The organism is Cupriavidus sp. 05N40 (assembly GCF_056397305.1).
This window is the reverse complement of sequence record NZ_JBFTND010000068.1, coordinates 16,328-32,131: the sequence shown is the minus strand read 5'-3', so window position 1 is coordinate 32,131 and position 15,804 is coordinate 16,328. Positions and strand designations below refer to the sequence as shown.

Genomic DNA, 15,804 nt, shown 5'->3' with positions numbered 1-15,804 from the left:
AAGCGCATGTGCGACTCGYTCTCCAGCAGCTTGGGCGTGGTGCCCGASGAGATCAGCGCATGGAAGCCCGACACCGCGCCGCAGGCGATGGTGATGAAGAGGAACGGGAACAGGTTGCCCGACCACACCGGCCCGCCGCCCTTGGCGAACTGCGTGAACGCCGGCATCTTCAGCTCCGGCGCCACGATCACGATGCCCACGGCCAGCGCGATGATGGTGCCGATCTTGAGGAAGGTCGAGAGGTAGTCGCGCGGGGCCAGCAGCAGCCACACCGGCAGCACCGCGGCGATAAAGCCGTAGACGATCAGCATCCACGTCAGGGCCTTGCCGTCGTACGTGAACAGCGGCGCCAGCACGGCGCTCTCGTGCACGTACTGGCCGCCGATGATGGCCAGCATCAGCAGCACGAAGCCGATCACCGACACCTCGCCGATGCGGCCCGGGCGGATGTAGCGCGTGTACACGCCCATGAAGATGGCGATGGGAATCGTCACGCCCACGGTGAAGGTGCCCCACGGCGAGCCGGCCAGCGCCTTCACCACGATCAGCGCCAGCACCGCCAGGATGATGATCATGATCATGAAGCAGCCGAACAGCGCGATCATGCCCGGCACCGTGCCCATCTCGGACTTGATCAGGTCRCCCAGCGARCGSCCGTYGCGGCGSSTGGAGATGAACAGCACCATGAAGTCCTGCACCGCGCCGGCGAACACCACGCCGGCCAGGATCCACAGCATGCCGGGCATGTAGCCCATCTGCGCGGCCAGCACCGGGCCCACCAGCGGGCCGGCGCCGGCGATCGCGGCGAAGTGGTGGCCGAACAGCACCGCCTTGTTGGTCGGCACGTAGTCCAGCCCGTCGTTGTGGCGCCAGGCCGGCGTCATGCGCTTGGGGTCGAGCTGCATGACCTTGTCGGCGATGAACTTGCTGTAGTAGCGGTAGGCGATCAGGTAGATGCAGATCGCGGCGACCACGATCCACAGGGCACTGACGGCTTCGCCGCGAGATAGTGCAACGGTGGCAAAGGCGAAGGCGCCGAGTACGGCGACGGCCAGCCACACCAGGTGTTGCCCGATGCGATTCATGATGAGGGTCTCCTCAGACCGTTTATGGAAATGCCGGCGGCGGCAGGTCCGGCATGCATGGCGCGGCGCGCGGGGGCGTCCAAGCGGACGGCGCGCGCCGGGGACGGCGGGCTGACGAGGGGGTGGCGTGGTTGTCTCCTGCCAGTTTTTCGTCGGTGCCCGGTGAGTCTCGCAAGCTCCGGATCTGGTCGTCGCAGGCGGGCGATGCTGCCGGCAATCGCTGGCCGCACCCGCTGCGCAGGACGCATGCATGATGCTGCGTGGCAGCGGTCGCACGTCCGGCGTGTAGTATTGACACCCGCCCCTGGCGGCACAAGCGCGGAACTACGCAGCCACGTTGCGTGTTACTACGTAGATCCACGGTCATATGCCGCTTGCGCGTCATCCGTGTTTACCCCGGGGACGCACCCGGCGCCATCCCGGCACCACGCAAGCACCACGCGAGCACCACTCGAGCACTACTCAGGCACTGCCCCGGCATCGATGAAACTCCGTCAGAAGATCCTGCTGCTGGCCGTCGCGCCGCTCGCCGTCGCCATGTTCGGCATCGCGCTGGCGGTGCGCTACCAGGCCACCGCGCTGGCCCGCCACGAGCGCACCCTGGTCGAGGCGGCTTACCTGCAGAGCAAGGAGGTCGAGCTGCGCCACTACGTAGAGCTGGCGCAGAGCGCGATCGCGCCCATGGTGCACTCGGGCCGCAACGACGACGCCACCCGCCACGCCGCCATGGAAGCGCTGGCGCGCCTGGACTACGGCCCCGACGGCTACTTCTTCCTCTACGACATGCAGGGCCGCAACCTGATGCACCCGCGCCAGCCCGAGCTGGTGGGACAGGACCTGTGGAGCCTGCGCGACCCGCAGGGCGCGCTCACCATCCAGCGGCTGATCGCGGCCGCGCGCGCCGGCGGCGGTTCGGTGCGCTACATGTGGAAGAAGCCGTCGTCCCAGCAGGTGGCGCCCAAGCTCGGCTACGTGGTCGGGGTGCCGGAATGGAACTGGATGCTTGGCACCGGCATCTACCTGGACGACGTCGAGCGCACCCTGCGCCAGCTCGATGCGCGCGCCGAGACCGATATCCGCGAAACCATGGCATGGATCGGCGTGATCGCCGCCATCAGCATCCTGCTGGTGGCCGCCAGCGGGCTGGCCCTCAACGTGAGCGAGCATCGCGAGGCCGACGCCAAGCTGCGCCAGCTGGCCCAGCGCGTGGTGCAGTCGCAGGAAGAAGAACGGGCACGGCTGTCGCGCGAGCTGCATGACGGCATCAGCCAGTTGCTGGTGTCGGTCAAGCTGCTGCTGGAAACCGCGGCCAACCGCCTGCGCCTGGCGCCGGGCGAAGGCGCCACGGTGTCGCCCGTGCTCGGCACCGCGCTGGCACGCCTGGACAGCGTGTTCAACGAAGTGCGGCGGGTGGCGCGCAACCTGCGCCCCGCCCTGCTCGACGATCTCGGCCTCTACGCCGCGCTGGAGCATCTGGCGCGCGAGATGCAGGAAGGCAGCGGCCTGCGCATCGCCGTCTCGCGCAGCGGCACGCCGCGCGAGCTGCCCGACGAGCAGGCCACCGCGCTGTTCCGCATTGCCCAGGAGGCGCTGACCAATGTGGAGCGGCATGCTCACGCGCGCCATGTGGCGCTGGAACTGGCCTTCGATGCCGATGCCACCCGGCTGACGGTGCAGGACGACGGCGCCGGCTTCGACGTGGCGCGCATGCAGCACGACCCCAAGCGTGGCATCGGCCTGCGCAACCTGCGCGAGCGCACCGCCGCGCTGGGCGGCGAGTTCGAGATCAGCTCCCGTCCCGGCGCCACCCGCCTGCACGCCGCGGTGCCACTGCCGCGCCCGGGCCCCGCGCCCGCCGCGGCCCGACAAGACAGCTCAGGAAATCCATCATCATGACCCAAGCCCCTGCCCGCGTGCTGCTGATCGACGACCACGCGCTGGTGCGCGACGGCATGCGCATGCGCCTGGGCCTGCAGCCCGAGCTGAGCGTGGTCGGCGAAGCCGACGACGGCGAGGCCGCGCTGGCCTGGCTGGCCCGGGCCGCGCCCGAGCAGATGCCCGAACTGGTGATCACCGATATCGGCATGCGCGGCATGGGYGGCATCGCGCTGGCCGCCGCGCTGCACGACGACTATCCCGAGCTGGCCGTGCTGGTGGTGTCCATGCACGACAACCTGGAGTATGTGCGACAGGCGATCCGCGCCGGCGCGCGCGGCTATGTGCTCAAGGACGCGCCCGCCGACGAACTGATGGCGGCCATCGGCGCCGTGCTCGCCGGCCGCGTCTTCTACAGCGCCCGCATTGCGCGCCGCATGGTCGAGGAAAGCCCCGCCGCCGGGCCGCTCGATGCGCTCACGCCGCGCGAGCGCGACATCCTCAACTGCATCGGGCGCGGGCAGGCCAACAAGGACATCGCCGCCGCGCTGGGCGTATCGGTGCGCACCATCGAGACGCACCGGCTCAATCTGCGCCGCAAGCTCGGCATCGAAGGCCGCGCGGAACTGGTGAAGTACGCGGTGGAGCAGCTCGGCGCGGGCACGGCGGGCGATACGCCGCCGGGCACGTAGCCCGTGGCGGCTCTGGCGAGCATCGGCGCGCAAGACGCCGGCCAAAAGAAAAAGCCCCCTGTTTCCAGGGGGCTCTCGCCTGCAGCCGGAATCGCGGCGGCTTAGTCAGCCAGGCGCTTGGCCAGTGCGGCCTTGGTGTCCACCAGCGCCTGCGGCAGGTTGTGCTTGAGCTGGGTGAACAGCTCTTCGTGCAGGGTCAGCTCGCGCTGCCATGCGGCGTGGTCGATCGAGGTGACCTGGTCGAACTGCTGGCGCGTGAATTCCAGCCCTTCCCAGTTCAGGTCCTCGAAGCGCGGCGAGGTGCCGAACACGTGGTCGGTGCCCTTGCCGTGTCCTTCGACGCGGTCGATCATCCACGACAGCACGCGCATGTTCTCGCCGAAGCCCGGCCACACGAAGTTGCCGTCCGCGTCCTTGCGGAACCAGTTGACGCAGTAGATGCCCGGCAGCCTGGCGCCGCTGGCTTCGAGCTTCTTGCCCAGCGCCAGCCAGTGGCCGAAATAGTCGGCCATGTTGTAGCCGCAGAACGGCAGCATGGCGAACGGGTCGCGGCGCACCACGCCTTGCTGGCCGGCCGCCGCGGCGGTGGTTTCCGAGCCCATGGTGGCGGCCATGTAGACGCCTTCGGTCCAGTTGCGCGCCTCGGTCACCAGCGGCACCGTGGTGGAGCGGCGGCCGCCGAAGATGAAGGCGTCGATGGCGACGCCGGCCGGGTTGTCCCAGTTATCGTCGATCGACGGGCACTGCACGGCCGGCGCGGTGAAACGGGCGTTCGGGTGCGCGGCCTTGGCGCCGGTCTCGCGGGCGATGGCCGGGGTCCAGTCCTTGCCCTGCCAGTCGACCAGGTGGGCCGGGGCTTCCTTGCTCATGCCTTCCCACCACACGTCGCCGTCGTCGGTCAGCGCCACGTTGGTGAAGATGACGTTTTCCTTGAGCGTCGCCATCGCGTTGAAGTTGGTCTTCTCGCTGGTGCCCGGGGCCACGCCGAAGTAGCCGGCTTCCGGGTTGATGGCGTACAGGCGGCCGTCCTGGCCCGGCTTGATCCAGGCGATGTCGTCGCCGATGGTGGTGACCTTCCAGCCTTCGAAGCCCTTGGGCGGGATCAGCATGGCGAAGTTGGTCTTGCCGCAGGCCGACGGGAAGGCGGCCGCCACGTGGTACTTCTTGCCCTCGGGCGAGGTCACGCCCAGGATCAGCATGTGTTCGGCCAGCCAGCCTTCGTCACGGCCCATGGTGGAAGCGATGCGCAGGGCGAAGCACTTCTTGCCCAGCAGCGCGTTGCCGCCATAGCCCGAGCCATACGACCAGATCTCGCGCGTTTCCGGGAAATGCACGATGTACTTGGTGGCGTTGCAGGGCCAGGGCACGTCCTTCTCGCCCGCGGCCAGCGGCTTGCCGACGGTGTGCACGCAAGGCACGAAGTCGCGGTCGGTGCCGAGCACGTCGAACACCGCGCGGCCCATGCGGGTCATGATGCGCATGTTCACCGCCACATACGGCGAATCGGACAGTTCCACGCCGATATGGGCGATCGGCGAGCCCAGCGGGCCCATCGAGAACGGCACCACGTAGAGGGTGCGGCCGCGCATGCAGCCTTCGAACAGGCCGGCCAGGGTCTGGCGCATTTCGGCCGGGGCGGTCCAGTTGTTGGTGGCGCCCGCATCTTCCTGCTTTTCCGAGCAGATGAAGGTGCGGTCTTCGACGCGTGCCACGTCCGACGGATCGGACAGCGCGAGGAAGGAGTTCTTGCGCTTGGCCGGGTTGAGGCGCTTCATGGTGCCCGCGGCGACCATCTGGTCGCACAGGCGGTCGTACTCGTCCTGCGAGCCGTCGCACCAGTAGATATTGTCGGGTTTGGCAAGCGCCGCGATCTCGGCTACCCAGGCGACCAGCTTCTGGTGCTTGACCCAGGCCGGAACGTTGAGTGCGGGCGTGCCCTGCATGGCGGGATGGTTCATACAGTTACTCCAAAGCGAAAAAGAATTCTTTCCAAAGCCTGGGCCGCGCCATCGCGTCGCCGCGTGCAGGCGGCACCGGGATATCCAACGGGCCAACATCGTCACATCCCGTTACAACTGAGCGGCAGCCCCGACCCAGCAAAAGGTCGCGGCGGGCCTCGTGGCTGCGCTACAGTTGCGCTTTCCGCGCGACAGGGCCGGGCAGGCTTTGTCCGACACAATCCAGCGGACGGGAGCGTGGCTCGACCGACAATCCGGTAGCATCGGAGCCGGCAAGGATACCACTGCCTCGGGCCGCTGTTTTTTGCTCCGCAGCAATGTTGGCGCAGTGCCGGCGCATCTTTCCTGCCGTGCCGTATTGTCCTGTTCACCTGCCTGGCAGCGCACTTCTGCCTTGCGCCAAAAAGTCTGCGCCGCACGCCGCACCTGCGGCAGTGTCGCGCGGCAGGTAGTAAAACAATACAGTGGATGCGCGCCCCGCTTTGTGGTCGCGCGCACCTTAGCCATTGCCAAACCAGAGTTGCCGATGAAGATTGCCGTACTCGACGATTACCAGGACTCCGTTCGCAAACTGCCCTGTTTCAGCCTGCTCGACGGCCATGACGTCAAGGTGTTCAACAACACCGTGAAGGGCGTCGGCCAGCTGGCGGCGCGCCTGTCGGACGTGGAGGCCGTGGTGCTGATCCGCGAACGCTCGCGCATCCCCCGCCAACTGCTGGAAAAACTGCCCAAGCTCAAGATCGTCAGCCAGACCGGCCGCGTCGGCGGCCATGTCGACATCGATGCCTGTACCGAGCGCGGCGTGGCAGTGCTGGAAGGCTCCGGCTCGCCGGTGGCGCCGGCCGAACTCACCTGGGCCCTGATCATGGCGGCCCAGCGCCGCATTCCCCAGTACGTGGCCAGCCTCAAGCACGGCGCCTGGCAGCAGTCCGGGCTCAAGTCCACCACCATGCCGCCCAATTTCGGCCTGGGCCAGGTGCTGCGCGGGCAGACGCTGGGCATCTGGGGCTACGGCAAGATCGGCAAGCTGCTGGCCGGCTACGGCCGCGCCTTCGGCATGAATGTGCTGGTGTGGGGCCGCGAGAACTCGCAGAAAAGCGCCCGGGAGGACGGCCTGGCGGTGGCCGAGTCGCAGGAGCAGTTGTTCGCCGAAAGCGATGTGCTGTCGCTGCACCTGCGCCTGAACGACGAGACCCGCGGGCTGGTCAAGCTGTCCGACCTCACTCGCATGAAGCCGACCGCGCTGTTCGTCAATACCAGCCGCGCCGAGCTGGTCGAGGAAAACGCCCTGCTGACCGCGCTCAACCGCGGCCGCCCGGGCATGGCGGCGGTCGACGTGTTCGAGTCCGAGCCCATCCTGCAGGGCCACGCCCTGCTGCGCATGGAAAACTGCATCTGCACGCCGCACCTGGGCTACGTGGAGCGGGAGAGCTACGAGATGTACTTCCGCATCGCCTTCCAGAACATCCTCGACGTACTGGCCGGCAAGCACGAAAGCATCGCCAATCCCAAGGCGCTGACGCCGGCCCTGTCCCGCTAGAGCCGGCACCGGAGTCCGCGGCGCGGTGCCCGGTTCGCCGCAAACGCGAACCGGGCAAACCCGCTACACTCGCCTCATCCCGCGCGGCCTCCGGCCGCGTTTTTCGTCTTTCCGCCCTCTTTTTTCTAGCGCCGCCCGCCATGGATCCCAGGCTCCTGACGCTGTGCTTCGGCAATTTCGTCATCGGCACCGGCGCGATGATCGTCACCGGCATGCTCAACGACATCGCCGGCGACTTCGGCCTGAGCGCGGGCACCGCCGGCCAGCTGATCGCGGTGTTCGCGCTGGCTACCTGCGTGGGCGCCCCGCTGTTCGCCACGCTCGGCTCGCGCATCGACCGCCGCCTGCTGCTGGCCGGATCGCTGCTGGTCTACGCCGTCATGCACCTGGCCGCGGCGCTGGCGCCGAGCTTTGCCGCCCTGATGGCGGTCCGCTTCCTGACCGCCATCGGCGCGGCCATCTATACGCCGCAGACCGCCGCCACGCTGCCGCTGCTGGTCAACGCGCAGACGCGCGGGCGCGCCATCAGCTTCGTCTTTCTCGGCTGGAGCGTGGCCAGCGTGGTCGGCGTGCCGCTGGGCACGTGGATCGCCAGCACGCTGGGCTGGCGCTTCAGCATGGCGCTGGTGGGCGTGATGGCGCTGGCCGCGGCGCTGGCCGTGTGGCGGGCGCTGCCGCCGCGGCTGTACGTGGAGCCGGTCGGCCGCGCCGCCTGGGGCGCGGTGCTGCGCCATACGCCGATGGTGCTGGTGGTGGCCACCACCATGATCCAGTCCGCCGGCATGTTCACGCTGTTTACCTACATCGCCCCGCTGTTGCGCGACGTGCACGGCATCAGCGGCGCCACGCTGAGCCTGATGTTCCTGGCCTACGGCGCCTGCGGCGTGACCGGCAATGTGCTGGCTGCCGCGCGCATGGACCGGGCTACGCCCGCGCGCATCGTCCAGGTCGCCATGCTGACCTCGCTGGCGGCGATGCTGCTGTGGCCGCTGGCCACCGTCGGCCCGGTGGCGCTGGTGCTGATCTTCATGCTGTGGGGCGTGGGCGGCTTCGCCACCAACAGCGCGCAGCAGGCGCGGCTGGTGGCGCTGGCGCCGGAGCGYGCCTCGGCCTCGATCTCGCTCAACTCTTCCTCGATCTACCTCGGCCAGGCCCTCGGCGCCATGGGTGGCGCGGCGATCTACGCCACCGCCGGCGCCGGCGCCCTGCACTGGGGCGCCGCCGTGCTGATGCTGCTGGCGCTGGGCGTGTCCCGGCGCGCGCGCGTGCTGGGCTGCCGCTGGAGCCAGCGCGAGGCACCCGCGCCACAGGCCTGAGCGCGCGTACCCGGGTCTGCGCTCAGGCCGGCATGCGCTCCGCCGCCGCCAGCGCCGCGATGTGTCGATAGAAAGCATCAGCGCCCGCCCGCGCCGATGGCCGACACGGCTGGCTTTCTGCTAATGTTTGGCTCTTGATACAAGCAGGTACCCCCCGTGCTGTAATAGTTTGTAATGGGGTGGAGGGCGCCGCCACTAGCCGCCGGCGGTCCCGATCCTGTACTAGTAGCGGTTTTGTCGCGAGTCGGCACTGGTTCCCAGAAACCGGGCCGTCGGGGAGCGGCGCCTGATGCGCGCACTGTAAGAGAGTCCTCACATGAAAACGAACGGCATCGACCAGGCCAAGGGCTTCGTCGACGGTAAGTGGAGTCCAGGCATGGGCACGGGAAAGGGACGCGTCTCCCCATGGGTGCTGGCCGTGGTCCTGGCCGCGCTGGCAGCGGGCGGATGGTACGGCTGGCGCGCGTGGCTGGCGCCCAAGCCCGCCGCAAAGGCGCCCGCCACGGTGGTGGTGAGCACGGCCGTGGTCCAGCAGGGGGACGTTCCGCTGAAAGTAAGCGCTAACGGGACGGTCAGTGCGCTGTCCACGGTCGAGGTCCGCCCGCAGGTCTCGAGCACGGTGCGCGCCGTGCACATCAAGGAAGGCCAGACCGTCAAGCCGGGTGACCTGCTGTTCACCCTGGACACCCGCATGGACGAGGCCAACCTTGCCCGCGCGCAGGCCCAGCTGATGCGCGACCAGGCCGACCTGTCCGACGCCCGCCGCACCCTGGCGCGCAGCAACGAGTTGCTCCAGCGCAACTTCATCTCCAAGAGCGCGGTGGATACCGCCCAGGCCAAGGTCGACGGCTTCGAAGCCACCATCCGCGCCGACCAGGCCGCGATCGAGGCCGGCCGCGTGGCGGTCAGCTACGGCGCCATCCGCGCCACCATCGCCGGGCGCACTGGCGTGATCAATATGTTCCCCGGCTCGCTGGTGATGCCCAACAGCGCGCTGCCGATGGTCACCATCGCCCAGATCCAGCCCATCGCCGTCACCTTCACGCTGCCCGAGCGCCAGCTCGCGGCGCTGCGCGAGGCGATGCACGCCGGCCCGGTCACCGTCACCGCGCTGCCCAACGACGGCAGCAAGAGCCCGGTCACCGGCAAGATCAGCTTCGTGGATAACACGGTCGACCCGCAGTACGGCAGCATCCGCATCAAGGCCCAGTTCGGCAACGAGGAGCAGCGCCTGTGGCCGGGCACCTATGCCAACGTCGATGTCGTGGTGCAGACCCTCAAGGGTGCGTTGTCGGTGCCGCCGCAGGCCGTGGTGACCGGCCCCGAGGGCCGCTTCGTCTACGTCGTGCAGCCCGACAACCGCGTCAAGCCGGTGCCGGTGAAGGTGCAGGTCTCGACCGCCGGCGCCGCCGTCATCGAAGGCGTGCCGCCAGGCACGCGCGTGGTGGTGGAGGGCGCGCAGAACCTGCGCGCGGGCAGCCTGGTGCGCGAAGGCGCGCCGGCGGCCAAGGCCGTCGCGGCCAGCGCCGCAGCCGCCGACGCCAAGCATTGAATTCCAGAGCCCCAACGCCATGACCCTGTCCGAGCTCTGTATCCGCCGTCCGGTGATGACGGTGCTGCTGTGCCTTGCGGTGATCGTCACCGGCATCGCGCTTTACCCCACCATCCCGATCGCGGCGCTGCCCTCGTTCAACTCGCCGGTGATCCAGGTCACGGCGACGCTGCCCGGGGCCAGCCCCGAGACCATGGCGGCCTCGGTGGCGACGCAGCTGGAAAAGCAGTTCGCCACCATTCCGGGCGTGTCGGTGATCAGCTCGTCGAACACGCTGGGCAACTCGAGCATCACCATCGAGTTCAACAACGACCGCGACATCGATGCCGCGGCCGTGGACGTGCAGGCGGCGCTGTTCCGCGCGCAGCGTTCGCTGCCGATCGAGATGACGGTGCCGCCGTCGTACCGCAAGGTCAACCCGGCCGATGCACCGGTGCTGCTGCTGGCGATCAACTCGCCGGCCATGAGCCTGGCCGAGCTCAACGCGTTCGGCGACAACCTGATCTCGCCCACGCTGGCTACCCTGCCGGGCGTGGCGCAGGTCCAGATCTTCGGCCAGAAGCGCTTCGCGGTGCGCGTGCGCGCCCATCCGGATGCGCTTGCCGCGCGCGGCCTGACGCTCGACGAGCTGGCCACCGCGCTGAACCGCGCCAACGCCAACACCCCGGTCGGCACGCTCGACGGCGCGCGCCAGACGCTCACCATCCAGGCCAACCGCCAGCTCGCCAGCGCCGACGCCTTCCGCAACATCATCGTGGCCAGCCAGCCCAGCGGCGCGCTGGTGCGGCTGTCCGACGTGGCCGAKGTGGAGGACAGCGTCGAGACCATCAAGACCGGCAGCTGGCTCAACAACGAGCGCTCCATCGTGCTGGCCGTGCTGCGCCAGCCCGACGCCAACACGGTGGCGGTGGTCGACGCCATCAAGAACGCCCTGCCCCGCCTGATCCAGCAGATGCCGGCCTCGGTGAGCGTCAACGTGGTCAATGACCGCTCGCAGTCGATCCGCGAGTCGATCCACGATGTGCAGTTCACACTGGCCCTGACCGTGGCGCTGGTGGTGCTGGTGATCTTCCTGTTCCTGCGCCGCGCCGCGGCCACGCTGATCCCCACCGTCTCGCTGCCGATCTCGCTGATCGGCACGGTGGCGCTGATGAAGGCGTTCGGCTACAGCCTGGACAACGTCTCGCTGCTGGCCATCACGCTCGCCGTGGGCCTGGTGGTGGACGATGCCATCGTGATGCTGGAAAACATCGTGCGCCATATCGAGGAAGGCGTGCCGCCGCTCAAGGCCGCGCTGGTCGGCTCGCGCGAGATGGGCTTCACCATCCTCTCGATCTCGATCTCGCTGATCGCGGTGTTTATCCCGATCTTCTTCATGCCGGGCGTGATCGGCCTGCTGTTCCACGAGTTCGCCGCGGTGGTGTCGCTGTCGATCCTGGTGTCGGCGCTGGTATCGCTGACCCTGATCCCGATGCTGTGCGCGCGCTTCCTCTCGGCCGAGAACGTGCCCATCGACGAGTCCCAGCACGCGTATGGCGACCACGCCGGCGGCGCGCACGCACCGGCCGTGGCGCAGAAGCAGACCATCGGGATGCGCTCCACGCAGTGGTTCGAGGACCTGTTCGAGTTCACGCTGCACCGCTATGCGCGTGGGCTCGACTGGTGCCTGGCCCACCGCAAGTCAGTGCTGGCGGTGGCCGGGCTGACCTTCGTGCTGACCGCGGTGCTGTTCGCCACCATTCCCAAGGGCTTTTTCCCGGAAGAAGACATCGGCCAGATCCAGGTCAACGCCGAAGGCCCGCAGGACATCTCCTTCGACGCCATGGCCGACCGCCTGCGCGACGCCGCGGAGCGCATGCGCAAGAATCCCGCGGTGCGCAGCATCGTGGTGTCGATCGGCGGCGGCAACTCGCCCGCCATCAATACCGGCCGCATGTTCGTCGAGCTCAAGCCGCTGGGCGAGCGTCCGCGCATGGCCAAGGTGGTGGAATCGCTGCGCCGCGACGTGGCCGGCATCCCGGGCCTGGCGGTCTACTTCTCGCCGGTGCAGAACCTGCGCCTGGGCGGGCGCCAGAGCAAGAGCCGCTACCAGTACACGCTGCAGAGCGTGAAGGCCGGCCAGCTGCAGGAGTTTTCCGACAAGCTGATGGTCAAGATGCGCGCCGACCCGGTGTTCCGCGACGTCACCAGCGACTCGCAGCAATCCGGCCTGGAGGCGCAGCTCTCCATCGACCGGGACAAGGCCAACGCGCTCGGCGTGCAGATCCAGGACGTGCGCCAGGCACTGTATTCCGCCTTCGGCGAGCGGCAGGTCTCCACCATCTACACGCCGATCGACAACTACTACGTGATCCTGCAGGCGGCCGACATCGACCGCGCCGACGAGACCGCGTTCTCCAAGCTCTACGTGCGCAGCAAGACCGGGCAGATGGTGCCGATCTCGGCCTTCTCCACCACCGAGCGCCGGGTCGGGCCGATTGCCGTGAACCACCAGGGCCAGCTGCCTTCGGTGACGGTGTCGTTCAATCTCGCGCCGGGCGCGGCGCTGGGCGACGCGTCTTCGAAGATCGATGCCTACCGGCAGGAGATCGCCATGCCGACCTCGATCTTCACCAGCTGGGGCGGCGACGCGGCGGTGTTCCAGTCTTCGCAGGCGACCCAGGTGCTGTTGCTGGTGGCGGCCATCGCCGTCATCTACACGCTGCTGGGCGTGCTGTACGAAAGCTACATCCACCCGCTGACCATCCTGGCCGGCCTGCCCTCGGCGGCGGTGGGCGCGCTGCTCACGCTGTTCATCTTCAATATCGAGCTGTCGCTGATCGCCACCATCGGCGTGCTGATGCTGATCGGCATCGTGAAGAAGAACGCCATCATGATGATCGACTTCGCGCTGGCGGCGCAGCGCGAGCAGGGCATGGCCCCGGCGCGCGCGATCCGGCAGGCCTGCCTGCTGCGCTTCCGCCCGATCCTGATGACCACCTTCGCCGCCGTGATGGGCGCGCTGCCACTGGCGCTCGGCCTGGGCGCCGGCGCCGAGCTGCGCCAGCCGCTCGGCCTGGCGGTGGTGGGCGGCCTGCTGTTCTCGCAGGTGATCACGCTGTTCATCACGCCGGTGATCTATCTCGCACTGGACCGCTTCTCGGGCACCGGCCCGCTGCAGATCGATGCCGAAGGCAATCGCATGCCGGTGCTGGTGGGGGGCGAGGCGGCCGTCGAGCGGCACTGAGCGCACTCACCGCGGTTGCATCCACGCCAGGGGGCGGTGCCGGTCAGCCGGCACCGCCCTTTTGCCTTGCGGCCGGCCCCGCAGGCCACATCGGTGTGGCATGGGCGGCACAATGCCTCTGCATGTCTGCTTTACAAATCGTTACCAATTGATAATAATTCGCATTCTCAATAGAGCGTAGCCGGCTGTGCCGAGCTGCGCCTGACCACGCCAGCCAGCCACCCGCACCATCGCTCCAGCCAGCCAGCGTTTCGTTTTCATATGGGGGAAAATCCATGAAACGCCGCTGTCTGGCGCGCCTGCGCGCCTCCGTCCGAGTCACGCCCATCGCCGTCTGCGCCACGCTGGCCTGCCCTGCCTTCGCCGCCGGACCGGCCGAGGAGCCGGTCCGCCCGCTGAGCGAGGTGGTGGTCACCGCCACCCGCACCGAGGAGCGCGCCGATGCGGTCGCCTCGACCATCACCGCCATCGAGGCGCGCCAGATCGAGCGCACCCAGCCGGTCGACGAAGCCGGCCTGTTCGCCGACGAACCCGATGTCGACGTGCCGCGCGACCGGCGCCGCTTCGGCACCGGCAGCATCAATATCCGCGGCATCGAGGACAACCGCGTGCTGCTGATGGTGGACGGCGTGCGCCTGCCCGACTACTACAACGGCGGCGGTCCCTCCAACCTGTCCAGTGCCACTCGCGACGCGCCCGAGTTCTCCTTCCTCAAGCGCGTCGAAGTGCTGCGCGGGCCGGCTTCCAGCCTGTACGGCTCGGACGCCATCGGCGGCGTGGTGTCCTATGTCACCAAGGATCCCGAGGACCTGATGCGCGGCAATGCCGCGGGCGGCGAAGCGGGCCTGTCGTGGAACGGCATCGACAGCGGTTTCGGCCAGACCGCGGGCGTGGCCGGCGGCAACGAAACCATCAAGGGCCTGTTCATGTACGCGCACCGCAAGGCGCACGCGGTGCAAAGCATGGGCGGCGACGATTCCACCTCCACCGGCCGCTCCGTGGCCAACCCGCAGAACAGCGAGACCAATGCCTGGCTGGGCAAGCTGGTGTTCGATCCCGCCGCCGGCCATCGCTTCAGGCTGACCTACGAGCACCGCGAGGGCGATACCTTCACCGATATCCGCCGCCTGTCGCCGTCACTGCCGCGCGTGACCTCCGCCAGCGGCACCGAGGACGTCTCGCGCAACCGCGTCAGCCTGGACTACGAATGGAAGCCGGCCAGCCGCGTGCTCGACCGACTCGGCGCCACCGTGTTCTACCAGGAGAGCGAGAACCGCACCGTGACCGACCAGGTGCGCAGCCGCACCAGCGCCGGCTGCTCCGGCTCGACGGCCGGCACCAGCCTGTGYGACGTGCACCTGCTGTTCGGCTTCCGCCAGCAGCAGACCGGCTTCAACCTGCAGGCGGACAAATCGTTCGCCATCGGCCCGGTCGGCCACCTGTTTACCGGCGGCGTGGATTTCATCCGCGTGCGCTCGAGCGAGAACCGCGACGGCACCGCGTACAACCGCACCACGGGTACGGTATCGAAGTCGCTGGCCGGCGACAACTTCCCGATCCACGATTTCCCCAGCGGCGAGACGCGCCAGACCGGCGTGTTCGTGCAGGACGCGCTGCAGTTCGCCGGCGGCCGCTTCACGCTCACGCCGGGCCTGCGCTTCGACCACTACTCGCTTGGCCCGGACGACGACAAGCTCTACAACAGCGTGGCCTCCAAGCCCGCCATCAGCAAGAGCGACTCCGCGCTCTCGCCCAAGCTGTCCGCGCTGTGGCAGGCCACCGACCGGATCAACCTGTGGGCGCAATACGTGTTCGGCTTCCGCGCGCCCAACTACCAGGAAGTCAACGGCAGCTTCCGCAATACCATCCAGGGCTACGGCGCCGCGCCCAACGGCGACCTCAACTCCGAGAAGAGCCGCTCCTTCGAGATCGGCGCGCGCTACTCCGACGAACGCGTGCAGAGCAGCGTGGCGCTGTTCGACAACCGCTACAAGGACTTCATCGAGCAGGTGCAGCTGAACTGCCCTTCCGACCCGGCCTGCCTGGCGGGGCTGCGCGCCACCTACCAGTATCGCAACCAGAGCAGCGTGCGCATCTACGGCGCCGAGTGGCGCGGCAGCTATCGCTTGCTGCCGCAATGGCGCGTCGATGGCGCGGTGGCCTATGCGCACGGCACCAACGAGCAGACCGACCGCCCGCTCAACAGCGTCTCGCCGCTGCGCGCCAGCGCCGCGCTGACGTGGGAGCGCGGCAGCAACAGCCAGGGCCAGGGCGCCAGCCTGCGCTGGCGCGGCGCGCGTCCCGTCACGCGCACCGACGACAGCAGCTTCACCTACTTCAAGCCGGGCGGCTATGGCGTGACCGACGTGCAGGCGTGGTGGCGCTTCAACCGCTACGCCAGCATCGTGCTGTCGGTAAACAACCTGTTCGACAAGAAGTACTGGCTGTGGGGCGACGTGCGCCAGTCCGGCGTGGCCGCCAGCGAACCGGGCCTGGATTTCTACACGCAGCCGGGCCGCACCTTTGCCGCCAGCGTGAAGCTGTCGTTCTGACCGAAAGG

Annotated in this window: 9 protein-coding genes; 7 read left to right on the top strand and 2 right to left on the bottom strand. The window is 68.5% G+C overall.

Features of this window, described 5'->3' with window-relative positions; translation table 11 throughout:
- Positions 1-1,085, bottom strand: a 1,085-nt coding sequence (locus tag AC1DO7_RS17400; protein WP_477116367.1) for a carbon starvation CstA family protein, incomplete at its 3' end; no start/stop codon positions are given.
- Between the two features lie 483 nt (positions 1,086-1,568).
- Between AC1DO7_RS17400 and AC1DO7_RS17395 the strand changes: the two genes are divergently transcribed.
- Positions 1,569-2,981, top strand: a complete 1,413-nt coding sequence (locus tag AC1DO7_RS17395) for a cache domain-containing protein (protein ID WP_441649908.1) — start codon at positions 1,569-1,571, stop codon at positions 2,979-2,981.
- Positions 2,978-3,652 carry a response regulator gene (locus tag AC1DO7_RS17390; protein ID WP_441649907.1) on the top strand — a complete coding sequence of 225 codons (675 nt, stop codon included), beginning with the start codon at positions 2,978-2,980 and terminating at the stop codon, positions 3,650-3,652. The genes AC1DO7_RS17395 and AC1DO7_RS17390 overlap by 4 nt, the downstream gene beginning before the upstream one ends.
- Positions 3,653-3,753: 101 nt before the next feature.
- On the opposite strand, the gene AC1DO7_RS17385 is transcribed toward AC1DO7_RS17390, so the two are convergent.
- Positions 3,754-5,610 (bottom strand): phosphoenolpyruvate carboxykinase (GTP), encoded by a 1,857-nt coding sequence (locus AC1DO7_RS17385; RefSeq protein ID WP_441649906.1) that lies wholly within the window; start codon positions 5,608-5,610, stop codon positions 3,754-3,756.
- A 526-nt stretch (positions 5,611-6,136) separates the two neighbouring features.
- Between AC1DO7_RS17385 and AC1DO7_RS17380 the strand changes: the two genes are divergently transcribed.
- The 5 genes from AC1DO7_RS17380 to AC1DO7_RS17360 all read left to right on the top strand — a co-directional run bounded on the left by AC1DO7_RS17380 (position 6,137) and on the right by AC1DO7_RS17360 (position 15,796).
- Positions 6,137-7,150 (top strand): D-2-hydroxyacid dehydrogenase family protein, encoded by a 1,014-nt coding sequence (locus tag AC1DO7_RS17380; protein ID WP_441649905.1) that lies wholly within the window; start codon positions 6,137-6,139, stop codon positions 7,148-7,150.
- Positions 7,151-7,290: 140 nt separating this feature from the next.
- The gene (locus AC1DO7_RS17375; RefSeq protein ID WP_477116366.1) at positions 7,291-8,466 is read left to right on the top strand and encodes an MFS transporter; all 1,176 of its coding nucleotides are present in this window, start codon (positions 7,291-7,293) and stop codon (positions 8,464-8,466) included.
- Between the two features lie 316 nt (positions 8,467-8,782).
- The gene (locus AC1DO7_RS17370; protein WP_441649903.1) at positions 8,783-10,018 is read left to right on the top strand and encodes an efflux RND transporter periplasmic adaptor subunit; all 1,236 of its coding nucleotides are present in this window, start codon (positions 8,783-8,785) and stop codon (positions 10,016-10,018) included.
- 19 nt (positions 10,019-10,037) lie between these two features.
- The gene (locus tag AC1DO7_RS17365; protein WP_477116365.1) at positions 10,038-13,244 is read left to right on the top strand and encodes an efflux RND transporter permease subunit; all 3,207 of its coding nucleotides are present in this window, start codon (positions 10,038-10,040) and stop codon (positions 13,242-13,244) included.
- Positions 13,245-13,519: 275 nt separating this feature from the next.
- Positions 13,520-15,796: a TonB-dependent hemoglobin/transferrin/lactoferrin family receptor gene (locus tag AC1DO7_RS17360; RefSeq protein WP_441649901.1), complete on the top strand. Its 2,277-nt coding sequence runs from the start codon at positions 13,520-13,522 to the stop codon at positions 15,794-15,796.
- Positions 15,797-15,804 lie beyond the last annotated feature (8 nt).